Raw genomic sequence first — 24,954 nt, 5'->3', positions numbered from 1 at the left:
GATTCGATGAACGCAGTGTGACGCTCCGAGACCATCCGACTCCCCTGGAGGCACAGGATGTTGACGGCACGAAGGCGTGTGGCGGCCACCGCCGCGGTCCTTGCGGGATCACTGCTCCTGGCGGCCTGCGGGGACTCGGACGAGGGCGGGTCCGGCGACGGCAAGACCCTGCGGCTCTGGCACTACGAGGGCCCCAACAGCGCGATGGGCGTGGCCTGGAAGGCGGCGATCAAGGAGTTCGAGAAGACGCATCCGGGCGTGAAGGTGGAGTACGAGGAGAAGGGCTTCGAACAGATCCAGAAGACCGCGCCGATGGTGCTGAACTCCTCGGACGCGCCCGATCTCATGGAGTACAACAAGGGCAACGCGACGGCCGGCCAGCTCTCCAAGCAGGGACTGCTCACCGACCTGACCGCCGAGGCCACGAAGCGCGGCTGGGACAAGAAGCTCAGCGCCGGCGTCCGCACGACCAGCATGTACGACACCAACGGGGTCATGGGCTCCGGCAAGTGGTACGGCGTGCCCAACTACGCCGAGTACACGATGGTCTTCTACAACAAGGACCTGTTCGCCAAGCACAAGATCGCCGAGCCGAAGACGTTCGACGAACTCACCGCCGCCATGGACGAGTTCGTCGAGGCGGGCGTCACCCCGCTCGCCAACGCGGGCGCCGAGTACATGGCCCAGCAGTACCTCTACCAGCTCGCCCTGTCCAAGGCCGACCGCTCCTGGGTCGACTCCTACGAGCTGTACAAGGGCAAGGCCGATCTGCACGACGCGGCCTGGACGTACGGCGCGACCACGTTCGCCGACTGGGTGCAGAAGGGCTACATCAGCAAGACCTCCACCAGCACCAAGTCCGAGGACGCGGGTGTCTCCTTCATCCAGGGCAAGGCGCCGATCCTGTTCTCCGGCAGCTGGTGGTACGGCCGCTTCCAGACGGAGGCGAAGTTCGACTGGGACAGCATGCTGTGGCCCGACTCGGACCTGACCCTGGGCTCCGGCGGAAACCTGTGGGTGGTCCCCAAGAACGCCGAGAACAAGGATCTGGCCTACGACTTCATCGACATCACCATGTCGGAGAAGATCCAGAACCTGCTCGGCAACAACGGCGGCGTCCCCGTCGCGGCCGACGCGAGCGCCATCACCGACCCCAAGTCCAAGACGCTCATCGAGAACTTCAACACCCTCTCCGAGCGGGACGGCCTCGCCTTCTACCCCGACTGGCCGGTCACCGGCTTCTACGACGTCCTCGTCTCCGAGACCCAGAAGCTGATCACCGGCAGCGCGAAGCCGGACGCCTATCTGGACGCCTTGCAGGAGGCGTACGACAAGGGCGTACCGGAACAATGACGGTCACCGTCGAACGGCGCGGCCGGGCGGCCGGCAAGCTCCCCCTTGCCGGCCGCCCGCGCCGCCGCCCCCGTGACTCCTACGCGCTGTTCCTGCTGCCCGGGGTGCTCGCCTTCCTCGCGATCGTCGTCCTGCCGTTCGGGATGAACACCTACGTCAGCTTCACCGACTGGCAGGGGGTGGGCAGCCCGGAGTGGTCGGGGCTCGCCAACTACCGCGAGCTGATGGACGACTCGGAGTTCTGGGCGTCCTTCCGGCACAGCCTGTTCATGGTCGTCGCCATGGCCGTCGTACCGACCGCCGTCGGGCTGGTGCTGGCCGCGGCCCTGTTCGACTACGTCGGCAAGCACTTCGGCAGCCGGACCGTGGCCGTGCTGCGGGCCTGCTTCTATCTCCCGCAGGTGCTGCCGATCGCGGTCGCGGGGATCGTCTGGAGCTGGATCCTCGCCCCCGACAACGGCTCCCTCAACGAACTCCTGAAGGCCGTGGGCCTGTCGAGCTGGCAGCAGGACTGGCTGGGCGACCCCGACCTCGCGCTCTACAGCGTCATGGGCGTGATGGTGTGGGTGCAGCTCGGCTTCCCGCTGGTCGTCTTCATGGCCGGACTCCAGCGCGTGGACCCGCAGTTGCACGAGGCGGCCGAGCTGGACGGGGCCGGCTGGTGGCGCCGCTTCTGGCACATCACGCTGCCGCAGATCCGGCCCGAGACGTATGTCGTGCTGACCTGGTGCTCGATCGCCGCGCTCAAGGTGTTCGGCGCGGTGTACGTGCTGACCAAGGGCGGCCCGGGCGGGGAGACCAACGTCCCCTCGTACTTCTCCTTCACCACGTTCTTCGAGAAGACGCAGGTCGGCTACGGCGCCGCGATCTCCACCGTACTGACCGTGATCATCCTGGCGCTGTCCCTGATCGGGCTGAAGCTCCAGACGCGCGCAGAAGAGGCCTCGTGAGCAACGCGCTACGCCGCTACCCCGTGCTGATCGCCCTGTGCGTCGCCGCCCTCTTCATGATCGTCCCGTTTCTGATCGTGGCGGTCAACGCGGTCAAGTCACCGGCCGAGTACTCGCAGAACGGCCCGCTCAGCCTCCCCGAAGGCCTCTACCTGGACGGCCTGAAGGACTTCTGGGAGCGCGTCGACTACACCCAGAAGCTGATCAACTCCGTACTGATCAGCAGCGCGGTGGCGGTCCTCGCGGTCGTGCTGTCGGTGCTGAACGCCTATGCGATCGGCGTCGGGCGGGTCAAGGGCCGCACCTGGGTGCTCGCCTTCTTCGTCCTCGCCAACATGCTGCCGCAGGAGGCGCTGGTCTACCCGGTGTACTACCTGAGCAAGGAAGTCGGCCTGTACGACACCCGGTTGAGCGTCATCATCGTCTTCACGGTGATCCAGGCGGCCTTCGGCACGTATCTGCTCGCCTCCGTGCTCGGCCAGTTCCCCCGCGAGATCATCGAGGCGGCCCGGATCGACGGCGCCAACAAGTGGCAGGTGCTGTGGCGGATCGTCGTCCCGGTCAGCCGCCCCACCCTCGGCGTCCTGCTGGTCTTCTTCTTCATCTGGACCTGGAACGAGTTCCTGCTCCCCCTGGTCATGCTGATCTCCAACGACAACCAGACGGTGTCGGTGGCCCTCGGCGTCCTCCAGGGTCAGCGCCTGATGGACGCCACGATGACCAACGCGGCAGCCCTGCTCGGCGTCCTTCCGGCGATCGTCTTCTTCCTCCTTTTCCAGCGGACTCTCACCCGCGGTATCGCCGTGGGTGCCGTCAAGTAAGGACCCCCCACGTGAAGTTCACCGACGGCTACTGGCTGCTGCGCGAGGGCGTCACCGCGGCCCACCCGGTCGAAGTGCTCGATGTCATCGAGCAGGACGGCGCGCTGGAGATCCACGCGCCGACCCGGCCCATCCGCTCGCGCGGCGATCTGATGACGGGACCGGTCATGACGATCAAGGCCCACTCCCCCCTGCCCGGCGTCATCGGGCTCACGCTGACGCATCTGACCGGCGACGAGCCGCGCGGGCCCGAGTTCGAGCTCGCCGAGTCCGAAGCGGCCGGCGCGCAGGTGTCGTACGACGACGAGCATGCGACGCTGACCTCCGGCGAGCTGTCGGTCCGGGTCGCCCGCGGCGGCTCCTGGCACGTGGAGTTCCTGGCCGGCGGGCGGGTCCTGACCTCCAGCGGCCACAAGAGCATGGGCATCATGCGGGACGCGGACGGGACGCACTACCTGCGCGAACAGCTCAACCTCGGGGTGGGGACGAGCGTCTACGGCCTCGGCGAGCGGTTCGGGCCGCTGGTCCGCAACGGTCAGGTCGTCGACATCTGGCAGGCCGACGGCGGCACCTGCAGCGAGCAGGCGTACAAGAACGTGCCCTTCTATCTGACGGACGCGGGCTACGGCGTCTTCGTCGACCATCCGGGCAAGGTGTCCTTCGAGGTCGCCTCCGAGGTCGTGTCCCGGGTGCAGTTCAGCGCGGAGACACAGGAGCTGACGTACTACGTCATTCACGGCCCGACCCCGAAGGACATCCTGCGCAAGTACACGGCGCTCACCGGCCGTCCGGCGCTGCCGCCCGCGTGGTCGTTCGGGCTGTGGCTGTCGACGTCGTTCACCACCTCGTACGACGAGGAGACCGTCACCTCCTTCGTGGAGGGCATGCGGGAGCGTGAACTGCCGTTGTCCGTCTTCCACTTCGACTGCTTCTGGATGCGCGAGTTCAACTGGTGCGACTTCCGCTGGGATCCACGGGTGTTCCCGGACCCCGAGGGGATGCTGTCCCGGCTGAAGGCGCGGGGGCTGCGGGTCAGCGTGTGGATCAACCCGTACATCGCGCAGCGGTCGCCGCTGTTCGCGGAGGGCAAGGCGCTCGGGCATCTGCTGAAGCGGCCGGACGGCAGTGTGTGGCAGTGGGACATGTGGCAACCGGGCATGGCCCTGGTCGACTTCACCAGCCCCGCGGCCCGTGACTGGTACGCCTCGAAGCTGGCGGCGCTGCTCGCGCAGGGCGTGGACTGCTTCAAGACCGACTTCGGCGAGCGGGTGCCGCTCGACGTGGAGTGGTCCGACGGCTCCGACCCCGAGCGGATGCACAACTACTACACGTACCTGTACAACCGCACGGTCTTCGACGTGCTGCGCAAGCACCGGGGCGAGGAGGAGGCGGTGGTCTTCGCCCGCTCGGCGACGGCGGGCAGCCAGCGGTTCCCGGTGCACTGGGGCGGCGACTGCGAGGCGACGTACGAGTCGATGGCGGAGTCGCTCAGGGGCGGGCTGTCGCTCGGACTGTCCGGCTTCGGGTTCTGGAGCCATGACATAGGCGGCTTCGAGGGAACCCCGACGCCCGCCCTGTTCAAACGGTGGCTGGCGTTCGGGCTGCTCTCCTCGCACAGCCGCCTGCACGGGTCGTCCTCGTACCGGGTCCCCTGGCTCTTCGACGACGAAGCCGTGGACGTGGCCCGGCACTTCACCCGGCTGAAGCTGCGGCTCATGCCCTACCTCTACGAGGCCGCGCGCACCGCCCACGCCGAGGGCCTGCCGATGATGCGGGCGATGGTGCTGGAGTTCCCGGACGACCCCGGGTGCGCGCATCTGGAGCGGCAGTACATGCTCGGCCCGGATCTGCTGGTCGCGCCCGTGTTCAGCGACTCCGGCGAGGTCACGTACTACGTCCCCGAGGGCACCTGGACCCACTTCGTGACCGGGGAGACGGTGACCGGGCCGCGCTGGGTGCGCGAGCAGCACGGCTTCTCCAGCGTGCCGCTGCTGGTGCGGCCGGGCGCGGTGATCCCGGTGGGCGCGGTGGACGACCGGCCCGACTACGACCACGCCGACGGGGTCACGCTCAGGGCGTACGGCCTGGGGCGGGGCGAGCAGGTGGCGGTGCGGGTCGGGGACGTGGCCTTCACCGTCGTACGGGAGGGGGACACGCTGCGGGCGTCGTGCGCCGACCCCTCGGCGCCGTGGGGGCTCGCGGCCGGTGGGCGTGAAGTGCGGGCGCGGGCCGGGACCGGGTTTCTCACGGTGGAGCTGGGCTGATGGTGAAGATCACTGATGTGGCGCGGCACGCCGGGGTCTCCCCCAGCACCGTGTCGTACGCGCTCAGCGGCAAGCGGCCGATCTCCGAGGAGACCCGGCAGCGGGTGGAGGCGGCCATCCGCGAGCTGGGCTACCGGCCGCACGCCGGCGCCCGCGCCCTGGCCAGCAGCCGGTCCAACGTGCTGGCCCTGGTCGTACCGCTGCGGACCGGGATCCATGTGCCGGTGGTGATGCAGTTCGCGGTGTCGGTGGTGACGACGGCACGGCGCCACGACCACGATGTGCTGCTGCTGACGCAGGAGGAGGGTGAGGAGGGGCTGCGCCGGGTCGCGGACACCGCGCTCGTCGACGCGCTGATCGTCATGGACGTCCAGCTGCACGACCCCCGGCTGCCGCTGCTGCGGGCCCTGGACCGGCCCTCCGTGATGATCGGGTTCCCGGCCGCCCCCACCGGGGTGACCTGCATCGACCTGGACTTCAAGGCGGCCGGCGAGGCGTGCGTGGAGCATCTGGCGCGGCTCGGGCACCGGGTGGTGGCCCTGGTCGGGTCGCCGCCGGAGGTGTACGTGCGGCAGACCGCGTTCGCCCAGCGGGTGGTCGAGGGGTTCACGGCTGCCGCCGACCGGAGCGGCCTCGCCTCCACCGTGCACCCGTGCGAGGCACAGCCCGGCGCCGCCCGCGCGGTCGCCGAACGCCTGCTGCGCGAACAGCCCGCCCTGACCGGCGTCGTCGTCCACAACGAGCCGCTTCTGGAGCCCCTCGTCGACGCCTTCGAACAGCTCGGTCTGCGTGTCCCCGGCGATCTGTCGGTCACCGCGATCTGCCCCGACGAGACCGCCGCCGCCGTCCGCGTCCCGATCACCTCCGTCGCCCTGCCGACCGCCGAGGTGGGCGAGCGGGCGGTGGAGCTGCTGATGGGGAAGCTGGGCGGCAAGGCCGTTCCGGAGGCCACGCTGCTGCCGCCCCGGATCACGGAACGCGCGAGCACCGCACCACGCCACGCGCCCTGAACACCCGTATGCAAGGCCCTACTTGAAGGAGCCGTGAAAAGTGAAAGGTCTCAGACACAGATCCACGCTGATCGTCGCCCTCGCGCTGATCGCCGGCACGGTCGCCGCCGTTCCCGCGGCGGCCGAGCCCGAACCGGCCTTCCGCGACCCGTCCCTGCCCGTGTCGGAGCGGGTCGAGGACCTCCTCGGCCGGCTCACCCTCGACGAGAAGATCTCCCTGCTCCACCAGTACCAGCCCGCGATCCCGCGGCTCGGCATCCAGTCCTTCCGCACCGGCTCCGAGGCCCTGCACGGTGTGGCCTGGCTCGGCGAGGCCACCGTGTTCCCGCAGGCGATCGGGCTCGCCTCGACCTGGGACCCGGAGCTGATGGAGCGGGTCGGCTCGGCCGTCGGCGACGAGGCGCGCGGCTTCCAGCAGGAACGCCCGGCCGGCTGGGGCCTGAACCTGTGGGCGCCCGTGGTCAACCTGCTGCGCGATCCGCGCTGGGGCCGCAACGAGGAGGGCTACAGCGAGGACCCGCAACTGACCGGCGCCCTGTCCACGGCCTACGGCGAGGGCCTGACCGGCGGCGACCCGGACCATCTGAAAACGGCCCCGACGATCAAGCACTACCTGGCCAACAACAACGAGGCGAACCGCACGACCACCTCCTCCGACCTGCGCCCACGGGTGCTGAAGGAGTACGACGAGGCGGCCTTCCGGCCGGCGATCGAGGCGAACGCGGCGACGGGCGTGATGACCTCGTACAACCTGGTCAACGGCCGCCCCTCGACGGTCAATCCGGACCTGGACGAGGTCGTGCGGAAGTGGACCTCGTACGACCTGCTGAACGTCACCGACGCCTTCGCGCCCGGCAATCTCCCCGGCGACCAGAAGTACTACCCCACCCTCGCCGAGGGCGACGCGGCGGCCATGAAGGCCGGCATCGACAGCTTCACGGACAACAACGCGGACTCCGGCGTGACGATCGCGGCGATCAACTCGGCCTTGGACCAAGGCCTGTTGGCGGAGTCGGACGTCGACGAGGCCGCGTCCCATGTGCTGTCCGTCCGCGTCCGCCTCGGTGAGTTCGACCCGGGCGGCGGCAAGTACGGCTCGATCGACAAGTCGGTGATCAACAGCCCCGCCCACCGGAAACTGGCGCGTGAGGCGGCGGCCGAGGGCGCGGTCCTGCTGAGGAACCAGGACAGGGCGCTGCCCCTCAAGAAGTCGGAGAAGGACGTCGCCGTGGTCGGCCCGCTCGCCGACACCCTGTACACCGACTGGTACTCGGGCACCCTGCCGTACGCGGTCACCCCGGCCGAGGGCATCGCCGCCAAGCTCGGCACCGAGGTGGCGAGCAGCGAGGGCGTGGACCGCATCGCGCTGCGCAACACCGAGACCGGCCAGTACGTGACCGCGGGCACGGACGCGGACGGCGAGCCGCTGAAGGAGACCGCGGGCTCGGGCGCGGCCACGCAGTTCGACGTCTTCGACTGGGGCGCGGGCGTCGTCACGCTCCGCTCCGCCGCGAACGGCAAGTACGTCGGCTACGACTGGACGAAGTTCGTCAACGACCAGATCCAGCCGGGCGGTTGGTTCGCCCAGCAGCAGTTCGTGCCGGAACTCCAGGACGACGGCACCTATCTGCTGCGGTACGCGGGCTACGAGACCCGCGAGCCCTGGTGGACGAACCCCGTCTACCTGGGTCCGACCGGCGCCGACGGCACGCTCGGCCTGGTGGCGAAGGCCGAGGCCGCGACGTACGCCAAGGAAATCGTCCGCAGCGGCGTCGAGGAGGCGGTCGCCGCGGTCAAGGGCAAGGACGCGGCCGTGGTGGTGGTCGGTTCGATGCCCGCGATCAACGGCCGCGAGAACGACGACCGTGAGGACATGAGCCTTGCCCCGGCGCAGGAGGCGCTGGTCAAGGCGGTGCGCGCGGCCAACCCGCACACGGTCGTGATCGTCGAGAACAGCTACCCGACCACGCTCGGCGCCCTCCAGAAGGACGTGCCGGCCCTGCTGTGGACGTCCCACGCGGGCCAGGAGACCGGCAACGCGCTCGCCGACGTCCTCTTCGGCGATGTGAACCCGGCGGGCCGGCTGACCCAGACCTGGTACCGCTCCGAGTCCGACCTCCCGTCCATCCTCGACTACGACATCATCAAGTCCGACCGCACCTACCAGTACTTCAAGGGCACCCCGCTCTACCCCTTCGGCCACGGCCTGTCGTACACGACGTTCCGCTACGGCCCGCTGCGGCAGGTCGGCGGCGGCTACGAGGTGAAGGTCACCAACACCGGCAGCCGGGCCGGCGACGAGGTCGTCCAGCTCTACACACACCAGCGCGTCTCCCGCGACAAGCAGCCGCTGAAGCAGCTGAAGGCCTTCGAGCGGGTGTCGCTGAAGCCGGGCGAGACGAAGACGGTACGGCTGAACCTCGCGAAGAAGGACCTGGCGCACTGGGACGTCACCCGCTCGAAGTGGGTGGTGGAGAGCGGCACCTACGACGTCATGGCCGGCGCGTCCTCCACGGATCTCCGCGCCCGGACGACCTGGCAGGTCACCGGCGAGACCATCCCCGCCCGCGACCTGTCCCGCCCGACCCGCGCCGAGAACTTCGACGACTACGACGGCATCCGCCTGGCCGACGAGTCGAAGGCGAGCGGTACGGCGGTGTCGGCGGCGCAGGACGGCGCGTGGCTGAAGTTCGCGGACACCCAACTCGGCTCCGGCGCGGCGGAGTTCACCGCCCGGCTGGCCGGGGCCTCCGGCCCGGTCGAGGTCCGGCTCGGCTCCCCGACCGGCCCCCTCGCCGGCACGGCGCACTTCGCCGGAACCTCGTCGCCTTACACCTACGAGACGGTGACGGCGAAGCTGTCGGACGCCGCGAAGGGCCGTACGGACGTGTATCTGGTCCTAGCCAAGAACCAGCGCCTGTCAACGTTCAACTTGCGTTAGCTCCTACGATGAGGGCATGCGGATGACCGGCGATGGGGAGGGCGTGGTCGTCTACTGGCGGCCGGGATGCCCGTACTGCATGAAGCTGCGCCTCGGACTGCGTTTCTCGCGCCTGCGGTACACGGAAGTGAACATCTGGCAGGACCCGGAGGCGGCGGCCTACGTCCGCTCGGTGGCGGACGGTAACGAGACGGTACCGACGGTGACGGTGGCGGGGCACGCGATGGTGAACCCGTCCCGGGGCCGGCTGATGGATGCGGTGCGTACGCACGCGCCGCATCTGCTGCCCTGAAAGGACCTGAGAGGACAAGACAAAGGCCCCGCCGCTCGCAAGCGACGGGGCCTTTGCCCACATGGGGTACCCCCGGAGGGGTTCGTGGAGATGGCGGGAATCGAACCCGCGTCCAACGGTGCAGAATCAGGGCTTCTCCGTGTGCAGTCTGGTACGAGTTTCTCAGCCCTCCGGATCACCCAGACAAGTCCGGAACGGGCTCAGTCACTGTTAGATTTCCCTCTTCACCCCGTGACCGGGATCAAGGTTTAGTTCCCTAGCTGATGCCAGGATCCGGGTCGGGAACAGCCCCGGGCTGACACTTCGCAAGTCGCTACTTAGGCAGCGAGGGCGAAGGAATCGCGCTTGGTGTTGGCGATTATTGGTTGCGACATATGGTTAACGAGATCATTGCCGCTTCCTCGACACGCTTCCCCTGCTTCGACAGCCGCTGTCGAAACCGATCATCCCCATGTTGCTGTGTTTAATTTAGAAACAGCTCAAACTGCGCACCTTCTGTGAGGTGCAGTGCCATCGTACGTGACCAACGCACCGACGTGCCAGCGTATTCCCGGCGACCAGGAGGTTACGCCCGCTGCTTCCGCTTCGCCGCCGCGATCGCCCGGTCCGACTCCCGCCGGTCCTGCTGCTCCCGCAGGGTCTGACGCTTGTCGTACTCCTTCTTGCCTCGCGCGAGCGCGATCTCGGCCTTCGCGCGGCCGTCCTTGAAGTACAGGGCGAGGGGCACGATCGTGTGACCCGTCTCCCCCGACTTGGCCGCCAGCTTGTCGATCTCCTCGCGGTGCAGCAGCAGCTTGCGCTTGCGGCGCGCGGAGTGGTTGGTCCAGCTGCCCTGGCTGTACTCCGGGATGTGGGCGTTGTGCAGCCACGCCTCGCCGCCGTCGATCTGGACGAACCCGTCGACCAGCGAGGCACGCCCCTGGCGCAGCGACTTCACCTCGGTGCCGCTGAGCACGAGCCCGGCCTCGTAGGTGTCGATGATCGCGTAGTCGTGCCGGGCCTTCTTGTTCTGCGCGACGATCTTGCGCTTGCCGCCCTTCTCGCCGTCCTTGGCCTTGGCGGCCGTCCCGCCCTGCTTGGGCTGGGACTCCTTGGGTACGTACATTCCCTTGCTCATAGTGCCGTCCATTTTCGCACTACGGAGGGGGTGGACGGAAAGCCGATTAACGACCGGGTTACTGCTGCCCCAGCCCGCTGAGCACGGTCTCGGCCCGCTCCATCGCCTCCGCGTCCGCGTCCAGGTCGGGAGTGATGCCCCGGCCGTCGACACCGCGGCCGGAGGGGGTGCGGTAGTGGCCGACGGTCAGCTCGGCGACGGAGCCGTCGGGCAGCCGGCTCGGCATCTGGACCGAGCCCTTGCCGAAGGTGCGGGAGCCCACGACGACCGCGCGGCCGCGGTCCTGGAGTGCGCCGGTGACCAGCTCGGCCGCGCTCATCGTCCCGCCGTCGACGAGCGCGACCAGGGGTCTGGCGGTGTCACCGCCCGGCTCGGCGTGCAGGGCGCGCTGATCGCCGTCGACGTCGTAGGTGGCGACGAGGCCGCCGTCGAGGAAGGCGGAGGCGGCGGTGACGGCCTCGGTGACCAGTCCGCCGGAGTTGCCGCGCAGGTCGAGGATGATCCCGCCGCCGGCCGGGGCCTGCTGCAGGGCGCCGCGGACCGTGTCGCCGGAGCCCTTGGTGAAGGAGTCGACGCGGATGACGGTGACATCACCGGCGAGCTTGTGGACGGTGACGGAGTCGGTGGAGAGCGTGGCCCGGCGCAGGGTGCGGCTCCACGCGCGTGTGCCGCGTTCCAGGCCGAGCCTGACGGCCGTACCGGCGGGCGCGTCCGTGGCGTCGCCGCGCAGTAAGGAGACGACCTCGGTGACGGGCCGCCCGTCGACGTTCTTGCCGTCGACACTGCGCAGCCGGTCGCCCGCCCGGATCCCGGCGTCCGCGGCCGGCGACCCGGCGCGCACCTTGGTCACCCGGATCCGGCCGTCCCGCTCGCGCCGCGCCCACAGGCCGACGCCGGTGTAACGGCCGTCGAGGGCCTCCTCGAACTCCTCGTACTCGCCCTCGGAGTAGACGGCTCCCCAGCGGTCTCCGCTGCGGCTGACGGCCCGTTCGGCGGCCTCCATGGGGGACTTGCCGTCGGCCATCGCCTCGGCGGCGGCCTCCGCGACCTGCTCGTGGCGGGCGGCGGTGGTCGAACGGGGCGCTCCGGGCGCCGCTTTCCGGTCGGGTCCCGGCAGCGAGCCGGTCGCGGCACCGGCGACGAGCACGCTCGCGAACACCAATGTCAGGGCGGCCCCGCGGCCGAAGCGGCGGGGCTGACAGAACAGGTCACGACCTGACATGCCGGTGAGTCTAGGACAACGCAAGGGGCCGTACGGCCGGTTGACCGGACGGCCCCTCTTGGCGAGTGTCACACCTTCAGGTACTTGCGCAGCGCGAAGAACGCGGCCAACGCCGGCATCAGCAGGCTCGTCGCGAGGATGAGCGGCAGCTTCGTCAGTACGGCGTCCCAGCCGATGAAGTTGATCAGATTCAGCTTCTCGGACAGGGCCAGGCCGTGGTCGATGATGAAGTACCGCGCGATCACCAGGAATCCGCAGGCGACACCACCGCCGATCAGTCCGGCGACCGCCGCCTCCATGATGAACGGCGCCTGGATGTAGAAGCCCGAGGCACCGACCAGGCGCATGATCCCGGTCTCGCGCCGCCGGCTGAACGCCGAGACGCGCACGGTGTTGACGATCAGCATCAGCGCGACGACCAGCATCAGCGCCATGATCGCCCGGGCCGCCCAGTTCATGCCGTTGAGCAGTCCGAAGAGGTTGTCGAGGATCCCCTTCTGGTCCTGCACGGACTGCACGCCGTCCCGCCCGTCGAAGGCGGTGGCGATGACCTGGTACTTCTCCGGGTCGGTGAGCTTGATCCGGTACGACTCCTGCATCTGGTCCGGCGTGAGGGAGCTGGCCAGCGGGGAGTCGCCGAACTGCTCCTTGTAGTGCTTGTACGCCTGGTCCTGCGACTCGTACGTGACCGTGTCGACGGACGGCATCTTCTTCAGGTCGGCGACGATCTCCTTCTTCTGGTCCGCGGTCACCGCGCCCTTGGCGCAGTTGGGGTCGGACTCGGCGTCGCTCTTGTTGCAGAGGAAGACGGAGACGTTGACCTTGTCGTACCAGTAGCCCTTCATCGTGTTGACCTGGTCGCTCATCAGGAGCGACCCGCCGAACAGGGCGAGCGACAGGGCGACGGAGACGATGACGGCGAAGGTCATCGTCAGATTGCGGCGGAGACCGACACCGATCTCGGACAGTACGAACTGGGCGCGCATGGCGTCTGGTTAAGCCTTTCCGTGGAGCCGGTCGTCAGTGCTGGTAGCCGTAGACGCCGCGTGCCTGGTCGCGGACGAGGCGGCCCTGCTCCAGCTCGATGACGCGCTTGCGCATCTGGTCCACGATGTTCTGGTCGTGCGTGGCCATCACCACGGTCGTGCCGGTCCGGTTGATCCGGTCCAGCAGCTTCATGATGCCGACGGAGGTCTGCGGGTCGAGGTTGCCGGTGGGCTCGTCGGCGATCAGCAGCTTGGGCCGGTTGACGAAGGCCCGTGCGATGGCGACACGCTGCTGCTCACCGCCCGAGAGCTCACCGGGCATCCGGTCCTCCTTGCCGCCGAGCCCGACGAGGTCGAGCACCTGCGGCACGGACTTGCGGATCTCGCCGCGCGACTTGCCGATGACCTCCTGCGCGAAGGCGACGTTCTCGGCGACGGTCTTGTTCGGCAGCAGCCGGAAGTCCTGGAACACCGTCCCCAGCTGGCGCCGCATCTGCGGCACCTTCCAGTTGGACAGGCGCGCGAGGTCCTTGCCCAGAACGTGCACCTGACCGTGGCTGCACCGCTCCTCGCGGAGGATCAGCCGCAGGAAGGTGGACTTTCCGGAGCCGGAGGACCCCACCAGGAACACGAACTCGCCCTTCTCCACTTCCAGGGACACATCCCTGAGTGCGGGGCGGGTCTGCTTGGGGTAGACCTTGGATACGTTGTCGAATCGGATCACGGATGCACCACGGGTCGCCGGGGGTAGATGAGCGTGACCATACGCGAGTCGGGTGCGCAAGCGCAGGCACCGATAGGGGTTGCGCTAGTGATGTGCGTTTTTGTCCCTCTCCAGGGGCTCGGGCCTGTATCGATGTGCGGCTCCGGAGCGAACCGCGCACCCTCCGGAGGAACCTGGCACAGTAGGGAAGGGAACGTTCTCCGACCCAGAGGCGTTCTCCTGGTGGAACCACACGCAAGGAGGGCGAGGCGCATGACGTACGACCGGCTGGTGTGCGCAAACTGCGCGGCGCCCGTGAACGAGGGCCGTTGCCCGGTCTGCCGGGCGAACCGGGAGCGGCTCCAGCAGGGGAACCCCCTCGCGGGCCTGAACCCCATGACGCTGATCGCACTGCTCGCGGTGCTCATCACCGCCGTCGCACTGCTGGCGCACCAGACTGCGTGACCTGAGACACACAAGAGCCCGGAGCCATCAGGCTCCGGGCTCTTCGCTGTAACCGAGGGTTACGGGCGGCTACCGTCAGGCAGCCGCACCGCCACGGCCGCCGACGAGGCGCGGCAGCACGCGGAAGCCGATGCCGCCGGCGATCATCGTGGCGGCGCCGATCAGCAGGAACGTGGTCTGCTGGGCACCGGTGTCGGCGAGCTCCTCACCACTGCCCTGGGCGGAGGTGTCGGAGGAGGCCTCCTCACCGGTGTCGGTGAGGGAGGAGGAGCCCTCCTGCTGGGCGGAGTCGCCGGAGCCGCCGTCGGGGTCGGTGTTGTTGCCGCCACCGTTCCCGTTGCCGCCGCCGTTCCCGTCACCCGGGTTGGTCGGCGCGGTGGTCGGGTCGTCCTCCGAGGGCTCCTCGGTGGGCTCGGTGGGCTCCTCCGTGGGCTCCGTCGGCTCCTCCGTGGGCTCGGTGGGCTCCTCGGTGGGATCCGTCGGGATGACGGTGGGCTCGGTCGGCTCCGGCTCCGGCTCCGTCTCGCTGGGCTCCGGCTCGGGCGTCACGCAGACACCCAGGTCCTCGCAGACGTCGGCGGATGCGACGCCGGCGGCGGAGAGAGTGGCACCGGCCGCGATCACGGCACCGGCCGCGATCCGCGCGACACGGATCCGCGTCTTCTTGGTCATGTGGTTGCTACCCCCAGTAGCTGATCGTCAGTGAGGCGGCGCTCGGGGGCAGTGATCGACGGGGACAGCTGAACGTGAGCCCCCCGGTTCACATGCGCCCCAGAGATACGCATGCCACGCTTCACCCTTCCCATTTTTCAAAGCAACGTCAAGGCCGTTGCGTACGCGATGTCCTGGTACGGGTTCTTTGCCTAGGACGCAAGCGTGTGAGTGTGATGTAAAACCCAGACATCGGGCACAGAAAAGGCAACTGCCGCTCCGTGAGCGGCAGTTGCCTTGTCGACAAATCTCTGGGTGTTACTTCTCCTGCTGCTTGCGCCAGCGAATTCCGGCCTCAAGGAAACCGTCGATCTCGCCGTCGAGCACGGACTGCGGGTTGCCGACCTCGAATTCCGTCCGCAGGTCCTTGACCATCTGGTACGGGTGCAGGACGTACGAACGCATCTGGTTGCCCCAGGAGCTGCCACCGTCCTTGAGGGCGTCCATCTTGGCCCGCTCCTCCTGGCGCTGCCGCTCAAGCAGCTTCGCCTGCAGAACGTTCATGGCCGTGGCCTTGTTCTGGATCTGCGAGCGCTCGTTCTGGCAGGAGACGACGATGCCGGTCGGCAGGTGCGTGATGCGCACGGCGGAGTCGGTGGTGTTGACGCCCTGCCCACCGGGCCCGGAGGACCGGTAGACGTCGATGCGCAGATCGCTCTCGTCGATATCGACGTGATCGGACTGCTCGACGACGGGAAGGACCTCGACACCCGCGAAGGAGGTCTGGCGGCGCCCCTGGTTGTCGAAGGGCGAGATCCGGACGAGCCGGTGGGTGCCCTGCTCCACGGAGAGAGTCCCGTAGGCGTACGGCACCTGCACGGAGAAGGTGGTCGACTTGATGCCGGCCTCTTCGGCGTACGAGGTCTCGATGAGCTCGGTCTTGTAGCCGTGGCGCTCCGCCCAGCGCAAGTACATGCGCTGGAGCTGCTCGGCGAAGTCGGCTGCGTCGACACCGCCGGCCTCGGCGCGGATGTTCACGAGCGCCTCACGGGAGTCGTACTCGCCGGAGAGGAGGGTCCGCACCTCCATCTCGTCGAGGGCCTTCTTGACGGCGACGAGCTCGGACTCGGCCTCGGCACGGGTGTCCGGGTCGTCCTCCTCCTCGGCCATCTCGAAGAGCACGACGAGATCGTCGATCCGCGAGCGCAGGGCCTCGGCCTTCCTCACCTCCGCCTGGAGGTGGGACAGCTTGCTGGTGATCTTCTGCGCCTCGTCCGGGTTGTCCCACAGGGACGGCGCGGCCGCCTGCTCCTCAAGCACGGCGATATCTGCCCTCATCTTGTCGAGGTCCAGAACGGCCTCGATCGACTCCATGGTCGAGGAGAGGGACTTGAGCTCTTCGGAAACATCGACGACTGCCACGCCTCCAGCGTAACGGCTACGGCAAGCGACCTCGGCCGGGCTGGGTGGGCGGGGGTAAATCCCTGCGGGGTCGAGGGGGCGGCAGCCCTGGTGGGTGCGGGGGCGGAGCCCCGCGGGGGTGCAGGGGCGCAGCCCCGCAGGAGTCCACGGATAGAGCCAGCCCCGCCGGGGTCGAGGGGCAGCACACTGGCGGGGTGCAGGGGCGCAGCCCCGCCCTGGACGGGGTCGAAGGAGCGGCAGCCCGCCGGGGTGCAGGGCCGCAGCCCCGCCGGGGATTCAGGGGCGCAGCCCCGCGGGGGTCCAGGGGCGCAGCCCCGCGGGGGTCCAGGGGCGCAGCCCCGCAGGGGTTCAGGGGGCGGAGCCCCCTGGGTGGGGTTGAAGGGGCGGCAGCCCCTGGGGATGGGACGGGTAGGGGCGGCGGGGGCGAGGAAACGTCCCACGCGCAGCCCGCGGGGTCACGGGGACGGCGGGGCCGAGTTTTTCTGGTCGTCGCGTGGAGTCGCGTCCGCGTCGTCTCCGGATGTGGCCAGCCACGTGCCCAGTCCGGCGGCGGCCACCAGGGCCACCGCGGCCGCGCTCAGGGCGACCCGGCGGCGGCGCGTGGCTGCCCGGTGGCGGGCGGAGCCGGGTCGGGGGGCTCCGGACGCCCGCGGCACGCGTGCCGTGCCCCGGGCACCCCCGGCCAGCTCGTCGGGCCCCGGCACCCTCATCGACGTATGCGTGTCACGGTTGGAGTCGGCCGGCTTCGCCCCCGGCACCAGCGGCACCGCACCGCGCCGTACCGCCCCGGAGGACACCGGCGTCTCCGGTTCGGGATCCTCCTGCTCGGGCTCCACGTCCGGCTCGTCGACGTCCAGCGGCGGCATCCCGGCAAGCATCGGCAGCAGCTCCCGCAGCCGCGCCCCCAGCTCGGAGGCGCGCAGCCGGGAGGCCGGCGCCTTGGCCAGGCACTGCACGATCAGCTGCCACAGTTCGTCGGGGATGCCGGGCAGCGGTGCCACGGTCTCCGTGACATGGCGGCGCAGCACCGCCCCCGGGTGCCCGCCGCCGAACGGCGTGAAGCCCGCCAGCAGCTCGTACAGCACCGTGGCCAGCGCGTAGATGTCCACCGCCGCCCGCGGGGGCAGCCCCTCCACGATCTCCGGCGCCAGATAGTCCGGCGTACCGATGATCTTCGTGGCGCGGGTCCGCTTCGGGGAGTCGATGAGCTTGGCGACTCCGAAGTCGGTCAGCAGCGCCGGGTGCGCACCCCCGGGCCCCAGCGGGCCCTGCATGTCCAGCAGGACGTTCTCCGGCTTGACGTCACGGTGCACGACCCCGGCGGCATGCGCGGCCGCCAGCCCGTCCGCCACGTCCGCCACGATGGCCACCGCCGCCTCCGGCGCGAGCCGCTTGTCCCGGTCGAGCCGGGTCCGCAGGTCGGTGCCGCGGACCAGGTCCATGACCAGCGCGAGGTCGTTGCCGTCCACGACCAGGTCGCGCACCGACACGATGTGGGGGTGCTCCAGGCCCAGCAGAGCCGTGCGCTCCTGCACGAAGCGTCCGACGAGCTCCTGGTCGGCTGCGAGATCCTCGCGCAGCAGCTTGACGGCGACGGGCCCCTCGGGTCCCTCGCCCAGCCACACCGTGCCGGCGCTGCCCCGCCCCAGGATCTGGTGGGCGGTGTACCGGCTGCCGATCTTCCGTGCCAAGACTGCTCCTACAGACGCGTGTTGTCGCTAAAACTACGCGTCCGATGAGCCAACCTTCACCGCGGAGACGGAAATCACCCGCCAGGTGTCGACAAATCCACAGACTCGCAGCTAACTCGACGAGCCGCCGCCCAGATCACCGATCCATCCGGTCACCGTGGAGAACATGTCCGTGAGCTGTTCCCAGTAGCCCTTGCCCGTGCCGATCCACTCCTGGAGCGGGCTCAGCTCCCACACCAGCCAGCCGGCCACGAACAGGATGACGATCGTGAACAGACAGCCCTTGAGGCAGCCCAGCCCGGGGATCTTCATCGGGTTGGCGCCGCGCTGCCGCGGCTGACGCGGCTCGCGCTGGGGCTGCTGCGGCTGGGGCTGCTGCGGGGGCGGTGCGTACCGCTGCGGCTGCGGCTGGGGCTGCGGCGGCGGCGCGTACCGCTGCGGCTGCTGCTGAGGCTGAGGCGCCTGCTGCGGATAGCCGTAGCCCTGCTGCTGCGGCCGCTGCTGGGGGCGCGGCTGCTGCTGCGGCCGGGCCACCTGCCGCTGGGGGCGGCGGCGCAGCGGGTCCTGGCTGGGGTCGAGGTACTGGACCTGCGTCTGTTCGTTGCGGTCGCGCGCGGCCCGCAGCTGGTTCTGCCAGGGGTGCGGCTCCTCGGGCCCGCCGGAGGGCCCGCCGGGCTGCCCCTGCGGCACCGGCGGCATGACGGCCGTCGGGTCGGCCGCACCGCGGTTGGGCAGTACGGCGGTGGGGTCGGCGGCGCCGGTGTGCGGCATGACGCTGGTCGCGGCGTTCGGGTCGTAGGCACCGGCGCCCTGCGGCAGCACCTGCGTGGGGTCGGCCGAGCCCGGCACGGCCGCGGGCGCCGGGTCGGGCGCGAGCAGGGCGCCTACGTTCTCGGCGGCGGCGATCTGCGCGGAGTTGGCGTGCACGCCGATGCCCTCGGCGACGACCCGCAGGCCGCGCGCGAGGTTCTCGGCGCTGGGCCGCCGGTCCGGGTTCTTGCTCAGGCAGCGCTCGATGACCGTCCACAGCGGGTCGGGGACGGTGGAGGGGCGGCGCGGCTCCGCGCTCAGGTGCTGGTGCAGGACTTCGAGGGCCGAGCCGCCGGCGAACGGCGGGCGGCCGGTGACCAGTTCGTACAGCAGGATGCCGGCGCCGTAGACGTCGACGGCGGAGGTCTGCGGGCGGCCCTCGGCGGACTCCGGCGCGACGTACGCGGGCGTGCCGACGAACTCGTGCGTGCGGGTCAGGCCCGGGGAGTCGGCGAGGCGGGCGATGCCGAAGTCGGTGAGCATCGGGTGCATCTGGCCGCCGTCCTGCCTGAGCAGGACGTTCGCGGGCTTCAGGTCGCGGTGCACCACGCCGTCGGCGTGGCTCGCGGCGAGCGCGTCGGCGATCTGCGCGGTGAGCAGGGCGGCGGCGACGGGCGTGAAGGGGCCGTTCTCCCGCAGGTAGCGGTGCAGGTCGGGGCCTTCGACGAGGTCCATGACCAGGGCCAGCAGATCGCCCTCGACGACCAGGTCGCGGACCCGGACGATGTTCGGATGGGTCAGGCGGAGCAGCACGGAACGCTCCCGCAGGAACCGCATCACGATGTCGGCGTCGCTGGCGAGCTCCTCCTTCAGGACCTTGATCGCGACCGTCTCACCGGGCTGACCGGGCACGGCCGCCTCGGCGCCCGCGGTCTCACGCTGGCGGGCTCGCCAGACGGTGCCTGTGGCCCCGCGCCCCAGCGGTTCCTCAAGCAGGTACTTGCTGCCGACTGGCCGCACGTCTCGCGCTCCCTGTTACTTGCCTGATCACTTGCCTACAGGTGTTCCGATGTTCCGACCCACTGTAGTGCCGGGCGCATCGAAGCAAAGGTTCGAAGAAAAGACGCTCGCCTCGTTCTCTTTGGTTGCCCGGGCCGTGCGTGACCGATCTCAAGTGATCGTCGGCGCGACAGAGATCAGGCATTTTTACGGGCAGAGCCGACCAATCAAGATCACTTGTCACCGGGCGGCGGGCGCGTTGTCAGTGACAGGTGCGAGGATGCCTTTCGTACTGGCCGATGTGCTCGTGTGGGGTGGGTGGGGGGAAGTCCGTCCGCGCCCGCGCAGAAGGGACCGCTGACGGCGATGCAGATCCGGCTGACCGTCGTAGACCCACTGGGCCCGCACCCCGCCGCCGCGCGGGGCCGCGCCGCGAGCTCAGAGGTGCTGGTCACGGCCCCCGCCGGCACGGCTCTTGCCGCGGTGCTGTCCCAGCTCGCGTCGGCGGTCTCCGCAGGCGACACGCCTGTGGTCCTGTTCGCCGGCGCCGAGCGGCTCGACGCCGCGCGCTGCACCCTGGGCGAGCCCCCGCTGGTCGACGGCGCCGTGCTGTCCCTGGGCGCCCCCGCCGAGCCCGAGGCGCACCCCGAGGTCGACGACGCCCCCACCCGGCTGCACGTGGTGGCGGGCCCGGACGCGGGCGGCGTCCACCTCCTGCACGGCGGCCGGATCGACGTCGGCCGCTCCGGCGACGCCGACGTCCCGCTCGACGACCCCGATGTCTCCCGGCTGCACTGCGCGGTGACCGTCGCCGCCGACGGCCGCGTCTCCGTCGCCGACCTCGGCTCCACCAACGGCACCACCCTGGACGGCACGCGCGTGGGCGGCCGTCCGGTGCGGTTCGCGCCCGGCGCGCTGCTGCGGATCGGCGAGTCGGCCCTGCGGCTCGCCCCGGCGGGCGGCCCCGGGGGCCGTGTGCCGACGGTCCCGGACGGGGAGGGGCACCTCCGGCTGTCCGGCCACGCGCGCGCGGAACAGACAGCAGAGCAGACGGCGGAACAGACACAGGACACCGCCGGCCCCGCCGGACCCGCCGGGGAGACCCGGCACGCCTACGGCTCGGCAGGCTGGGGCGCCGCCTCGGCCGGCCAGGGCGCCCAGGAGCACGGCCCCGTCGAACCGCCCGTCGTACCGGGCCAGGGCGGCGCCCCCCGGATCGAGAGCCACGGCCCGTCGGCCGCCCGGCCGATCCCGGCACCGCGCGGGGGCGACACCCACGGCGCCGGTTTCGGGGCGCACCCGCGCGACACCGAGGCCGGCCGCCACGACTCCCCGCCGCACGACACCGACGTACCGCAGCCGGCGCGCAGGCGCGGCGGCCTGACCGCGTGGGCCCGGCGGCTGGCGGGCGGGCGCGGCGAGCAGGCGGCCGGGCCCTCCTCGTACGACGAGGGCGGCGGCGCGGCGGACGCGGCTCCCCCGGCCGGCGCCGCGCCCCGGGCGCCGGAGACCTGGCCGGACCCGGCCGCGCTGCTGCTGACGGCGCTCGGTCCCGGCCCCCGGCTGTGGGAGCGCGGGCCGGGGCACCCGGAGGCGCTCACCGTCCGGCTGGGCACGGCCGACCGTGTGGCGTCCGACGGCTCCGCCCTGTTGCCCGCGGTGCCGATGACCGCCGACCTGCGCGAGGCGGGGGCGCTGGGCCTGGCCGGCCCGCGCGCGCGGCTGTCCGGGCTGGCCCGCGCGGTGCTCGCCCAGCTCGCGGCGCTGCACTCCCCGGACAACCTGGAGATCGTCCTGATCAGCGCGGACCGCTCGCGCCCCGTTCAGGAGCGCACCGCCGAGTGGTCCTGGCTGGGCCGGCTCCCGCACCTGCACCCCGCCCACGGCCAGGACTGCCGCCTGCTGCTGGCCTACGACCGCGAGCAGGCGACGGCACGCGTGGAGGAACTGCTGCGGCGGCTGGAGGACCACACTCCGCACCGGGGCGGCGCAGCGCTGCGGACGGCTCCGGCCGGGCGGGGACGACCAGACTCACCCGCACCCACCGGACACGGACGCCCCGGCTCACCCGCCCCCGAGCCCCCGGCCGCCGCACGCCACACCCAGGCCGCCTCCACCGCCCCCACCCCCGACGGCACCCCCCGCACCCCCACCCCCCGCCGCCCTTCCTGGGCCCGCGACGACGACCCCACTGACGGCTTCCAGGGGCCGTACTCCGTGCTCGTCGTGGACGGTGATCCCGGCGGCGCGGATGTGCGTGAGGCCGTGGCGCGGCTGGCGTTGGACGGGCCGCGGGCCGGGATCCATGTGGTGTGCCTGGCCGAGACGGCCCCGGCCTCCCCGGCCTCGCCCGTGTCGGAGACGTACGAGGCGGCGTGCGCGGCCTCACCGACGTTCCGGGACTGCGGCGCGGTCGCGCTGCTCAGCGGTGACGTGGCAACGGCGCTGCGGCTGATGCGGGTCGCCCGCACCGGGGGCGCGGAGGCCGCCCCGGTCGGCCCCGGCACCGTGGCCACCGTGGACGCCGTCTCCCTCGCCTGGGCCGAGCGGTTCGCGCGGGCCCTGGCACCACTGCGGCCGGACACCCCCGGCGCCGGGCGGCAGGCGCGGGTGTCCGCGCCGCTGCCCCAGGCGGCCCGGCTGCTGGACGAGTTGGGGCTCGCGCGGGCCACCCCGGCCTCACTGATGGCCCGTTGGGCGGACGCGGCCGACGACACCGAGGCGCTCGGCGGACGGGCCTCGGCCGTGCTCGGCGCCGGACCGCGCGGCCCGGTGTGCGCGGACCTCTCGGCCGAGGGACCGCACCTGCTGATCGAGGGGCCGGCGGGCAGCGGACGTACGGAACTGCTGCGGGCGCTGGTCGCCTCGCTCGCCGCCGCCGAGCGGCCGGACCGGCTGAGCATCGTCCTGATGGACGGCCGGGACCGGACGGGCGGGGGCGGCGACGGCCTGCGCGTGTGCACGGACGTGCCGCACGTCACCACCCACCTCACCGCCGACGACCCGGTCCGTATGCGGGAGTTCGCCCAGTCGCTGAGCGCCGAGCTGAAGCGGCGGGCCGAACTGCTCGGCCGGTCCCACTTCACCGAGTGGCACGCGGGGCGCGCGGTGTCGGGCCGGATGGTCAGCCAGCGCACGGCCACCGATACCGGTGCGCACGGGGATCTCGACGCACCGCCCAGCTCCACACTGCGGCTGCGGCCGGCGGCGGCCCGGCGGCGGACGGAGGCGGCACCGCCGCTGCCCCGGCTGGTGGTGGTCGTGGACGACCTGGACGCGCTGGTCTCCCCCGCGTTGGGCTCGCCCGGCCGGCCCGCGGCCGGCTCGGTCATACGCGCGCTGGAGGCGGTGGCCCGGGAGGGCGAGCGGCTCGGCGTACACCTGGTGGCCGCGGCGGGCGCGGACGGCCGTACGGCGCAGTCGGAGCCGGCCCGCCTGGCGACCCTGCGGGTCACGCTCGACGCGCCCGCGACCGGCGCGGACGAACCGGCGGCCGGGCGGGGCCGGTTGACCTGGGCAGACGGTCGGACGACCGCGTTCCAGGGCGGCCGGGTCACCGGCCGTATCCCGCGCACCGCGACCCTGCGCCCCACGGTCGTGCCCCTGGAGTGGCACCGCATGGGCGACCCGCCGGCCCGCCGCCCGGTGCGTGAGCTGGGCAACGGACCGACGGATCTGGCCCTGCTGGCCAGCGCGTTGGAGCGGGCGGCGAAGGAGGTCGCGGCCGCCGAGGTGCCCTCGCTGCTGTAGTGGCGGTGGAGAACTAGTCACGACGGGGTCACGATCGTCCGCTTGACAGCGCAGGCGCTCTTGCCGACCCCCACGACCCGGCGTAGACCAGATCGCACGGAACTGCACTCCAACGTTCGACGAGGCAACGAGGCACGAAGAACGGGGCAGTGATGCGCAGCACGAGCAGCACCATCCGTATCCACAGGTCACCCACGCACCCAACCCCCCGCAGGGCCGCGAAGACCGCGGCCGCCATCGTGGCCGGCGCACTGGCAGTGGCGCTCACCGGCTGCGGCGGTGACGACGACGACAACGGCGGCGGAGGTGGCGGCGGCACCGAGACCGGCGCCGGGACCTCCGTCCAACTCCCCAAGCTCGACGGACAGTCGCTGGAGGTCGCGGCCGTCTGGACGGGCCCCGAGCAGGAGAACTTCACCAAGGTTCTGGACGAGTTCGAGAAGCGCACCGGAGCCAAGGTGAGCTTCGTGCCGACCGGCAACAACACCTCCACGTTCCTCGGTACCAAGATCCAGGGCGGCCAGCCGCCGGACGTGGCGTTCCTGCCGCAGGTCGGTGTGCTGCACCAATTCGCCGACAAGGGCTGGCTCAAGCCGCTCGGCACCGAGGCCCAGGCCCAGCTCGACAAGAACTTCTCCGCGGGCTGGAAGGAGCTCGGCGCGTACGAGGGCAAGCAGTACGGCGTGTACGGCAAGGCCGCCAACAAGTCCCTCGTCTGGTACAACAGCGCCGCCTTCGAGGCCGCCGGCATCACCGAGACGCCGACGACCTGGGACGACTTCATCACCACCGCACAGACGCTGTCGGACGCCGGTTCCCCGGCGGTCTCCATCGGCGGTGCGGACGGCTGGACCCTGACCGACTGGTTCGAGAACATCTACCTCTCGCAGGCGGGCCCGGAGAAGTACGACCAGCTGGCCCAGCACGAGATCAAGTGGACGGACCCCTCCGTCAAGGAGGCCCTGACCACGCTGGCCGAGCTGTGGGGCAAGGACGACCTGATCGCGGGCGGCCGTTCGGGCGCGCTGCAGACGGAGTTCCCGAAGTCGGTCACCCAGACGTTCTCCGGTGACACCCCGGCCGCAATGGTCTACGAGGGCGACTTCGTCGCCGCGAACATCAACGCCGACACCGACGCGACGATCGGCACGGACGCCAAGGTGTTCCCGTTCCCGGCGGTCGGCGACGAGCCGCCGGTGGTGAGCGCCGGCGACGTGGCCGTCGTACTGAAGGACGGCGAGGGCGCGCAGGCCCTGATGACGTTCCTGGCCTCGACCGACGCGGCCGAGATCTGGGCGGCGCAGGGCGGCATCATCTCCCCGAACAAGGAGATGGACCAGGAGTCCTACAAGGACGACGTCACCCGGGACATCGCCAAGGCGCTGATCGAGGCGGGCGACGACTTCCGGTTCGACATGTCCGACCAGGCCCCGGCGGCCTTCGGCGGCACGCAGGGTGTCGGTGAGTGGAAGGACCTCCAGGACTTCCTGAAGAACCCGAGCGACGTGGCGGGCGCCCAGCGCAAGCTGGAGGCGGACGCCGCGAAGGCGTACGGCACCGGCTGACG

Annotated in this window: 18 protein-coding genes and 1 other RNA gene; 10 read left to right on the top strand and 9 right to left on the bottom strand. The window is 70.9% G+C overall.

The features are described 5' to 3' along the window. Positions 1 to 57: 57 nt before the first annotated feature. From AB0Q90_RS31785 to AB0Q90_RS31755, 7 genes are read left to right on the top strand one after another with little or no spacing between them, the layout of a single operon-like run. Positions 58 to 1,353: an extracellular solute-binding protein gene (locus AB0Q90_RS31785; RefSeq protein WP_363163761.1), complete on the top strand. Its 1,296-nt coding sequence runs from the start codon at positions 58 to 60 to the stop codon at positions 1,351 to 1,353. Then, complete coding sequence (locus AB0Q90_RS31780) at positions 1,350 to 2,303, top strand: sugar ABC transporter permease (RefSeq protein ID WP_365733937.1); 954 nt, start codon at positions 1,350 to 1,352, stop codon at positions 2,301 to 2,303. The genes AB0Q90_RS31785 and AB0Q90_RS31780 overlap by 4 nt, the downstream gene beginning before the upstream one ends. After that, a complete protein-coding gene (locus tag AB0Q90_RS31775) occupies positions 2,300 to 3,124 on the top strand; it encodes a carbohydrate ABC transporter permease (RefSeq protein WP_363165905.1) in 825 nt (274 codons plus the stop codon). Before AB0Q90_RS31780 ends, AB0Q90_RS31775 begins: the two co-directional genes overlap by 4 nt. 11 nt (positions 3,125 to 3,135) lie before the next feature. Beyond that, positions 3,136 to 5,388 (top strand): alpha-xylosidase, encoded by a 2,253-nt coding sequence (yicI, locus tag AB0Q90_RS31770; RefSeq protein ID WP_363165906.1) that lies wholly within the window; start codon positions 3,136 to 3,138, stop codon positions 5,386 to 5,388. Next, positions 5,388 to 6,398: a LacI family DNA-binding transcriptional regulator gene (locus tag AB0Q90_RS31765; RefSeq protein WP_363165907.1), complete on the top strand. Its 1,011-nt coding sequence runs from the start codon at positions 5,388 to 5,390 to the stop codon at positions 6,396 to 6,398. Before yicI ends, AB0Q90_RS31765 begins: the two co-directional genes overlap by 1 nt. 40 nt (positions 6,399 to 6,438) lie before the next feature. Next, positions 6,439 to 9,339 (top strand): glycoside hydrolase family 3 C-terminal domain-containing protein, encoded by a 2,901-nt coding sequence (locus AB0Q90_RS31760; protein WP_363165908.1) that lies wholly within the window; start codon positions 6,439 to 6,441, stop codon positions 9,337 to 9,339. A 22-nt stretch (positions 9,340 to 9,361) separates the two neighbouring features. After that, entirely contained in the window at positions 9,362 to 9,631 is a 270-nt protein-coding gene (locus tag AB0Q90_RS31755) for a glutaredoxin domain-containing protein (protein WP_363165920.1), read from the top strand. A gap of 82 nt (positions 9,632 to 9,713) precedes the next feature. Here AB0Q90_RS31755 and ssrA read toward each other — a convergent pair. The 5 genes from ssrA to ftsE all read right to left on the bottom strand — a co-directional run bounded on the left by ssrA (position 9,714) and on the right by ftsE (position 13,680). After that, positions 9,714 to 10,082: a transfer-messenger RNA gene (ssrA, locus tag AB0Q90_RS31750) on the bottom strand. Positions 10,083 to 10,196: 114 nt separating this feature from the next. Then, positions 10,197 to 10,736: an SsrA-binding protein SmpB gene (gene smpB / locus AB0Q90_RS31745; RefSeq protein WP_363165921.1), complete on the bottom strand. Its 540-nt coding sequence runs from the start codon at positions 10,734 to 10,736 to the stop codon at positions 10,197 to 10,199. 70 nt (positions 10,737 to 10,806) lie between these two features. Further along, positions 10,807 to 11,970, bottom strand: a complete 1,164-nt coding sequence (locus tag AB0Q90_RS31740) for a S41 family peptidase (protein WP_363165909.1) — start codon at positions 11,968 to 11,970, stop codon at positions 10,807 to 10,809. A gap of 68 nt (positions 11,971 to 12,038) precedes the next feature. After that, positions 12,039 to 12,956 (bottom strand): permease-like cell division protein FtsX, encoded by a 918-nt coding sequence (gene ftsX / locus AB0Q90_RS31735; protein WP_363165910.1) that lies wholly within the window; start codon positions 12,954 to 12,956, stop codon positions 12,039 to 12,041. A 34-nt stretch (positions 12,957 to 12,990) separates the two neighbouring features. Beyond that, on the bottom strand, positions 12,991 to 13,680 hold the full coding sequence (gene ftsE / locus AB0Q90_RS31730; RefSeq protein ID WP_126392634.1) for a cell division ATP-binding protein FtsE: 690 nt from the start codon (positions 13,678 to 13,680) through the stop codon (positions 12,991 to 12,993). Positions 13,681 to 13,932: 252 nt separating this feature from the next. On the opposite strand from ftsE, the gene AB0Q90_RS31725 reads away from it, so the two are divergent. Further along, complete coding sequence (locus tag AB0Q90_RS31725) at positions 13,933 to 14,124, top strand: hypothetical protein (protein ID WP_363165911.1); 192 nt, start codon at positions 13,933 to 13,935, stop codon at positions 14,122 to 14,124. A 75-nt stretch (positions 14,125 to 14,199) separates the two neighbouring features. Here the strand turns inward: AB0Q90_RS31725 and AB0Q90_RS31720 are convergent, their stop codons facing one another. From AB0Q90_RS31720 to AB0Q90_RS31705, 4 genes are all read right to left on the bottom strand, one after another. Then, complete coding sequence (locus tag AB0Q90_RS31720) at positions 14,200 to 14,796, bottom strand: LPXTG cell wall anchor domain-containing protein (protein WP_363165912.1); 597 nt, start codon at positions 14,794 to 14,796, stop codon at positions 14,200 to 14,202. A gap of 297 nt (positions 14,797 to 15,093) precedes the next feature. After that, the gene (gene prfB, locus AB0Q90_RS31715) at positions 15,094 to 16,197 is read right to left on the bottom strand and encodes a peptide chain release factor 2 (protein WP_363165913.1); all 1,104 of its coding nucleotides are present in this window, start codon (positions 16,195 to 16,197) and stop codon (positions 15,094 to 15,096) included. Between the two features lie 455 nt (positions 16,198 to 16,652). Beyond that, positions 16,653 to 17,888 carry a serine/threonine-protein kinase gene (locus AB0Q90_RS31710; RefSeq protein ID WP_363165914.1) on the bottom strand — a complete coding sequence of 412 codons (1,236 nt, stop codon included), beginning with the start codon at positions 17,886 to 17,888 and terminating at the stop codon, positions 16,653 to 16,655. A gap of 111 nt (positions 17,889 to 17,999) precedes the next feature. Continuing rightward, the gene (locus tag AB0Q90_RS31705; RefSeq protein WP_363165915.1) at positions 18,000 to 19,658 is read right to left on the bottom strand and encodes a serine/threonine-protein kinase; all 1,659 of its coding nucleotides are present in this window, start codon (positions 19,656 to 19,658) and stop codon (positions 18,000 to 18,002) included. Between the two features lie 345 nt (positions 19,659 to 20,003). On the opposite strand from AB0Q90_RS31705, the gene AB0Q90_RS31700 reads away from it, so the two are divergent. Continuing rightward, positions 20,004 to 23,387 carry an FtsK/SpoIIIE domain-containing protein gene (locus AB0Q90_RS31700; protein ID WP_363165922.1) on the top strand — a complete coding sequence of 1,128 codons (3,384 nt, stop codon included), beginning with the start codon at positions 20,004 to 20,006 and terminating at the stop codon, positions 23,385 to 23,387. A gap of 152 nt (positions 23,388 to 23,539) precedes the next feature. Continuing rightward, the gene (locus AB0Q90_RS31695; protein ID WP_363165916.1) at positions 23,540 to 24,952 is read left to right on the top strand and encodes an ABC transporter substrate-binding protein; all 1,413 of its coding nucleotides are present in this window, start codon (positions 23,540 to 23,542) and stop codon (positions 24,950 to 24,952) included. Positions 24,953 to 24,954 lie beyond the last annotated feature (2 nt).

Origin of the sequence: Streptomyces sp. NPDC079141 (assembly GCF_040686775.1) — a bacterium.
Taxonomy (GTDB): domain Bacteria; phylum Actinomycetota; class Actinomycetes; order Streptomycetales; family Streptomycetaceae; genus Streptomyces.
The sequence above is the reverse complement of the archived record's forward strand: the minus strand, read 5'-3'. Positions and strand labels throughout refer to the sequence as shown.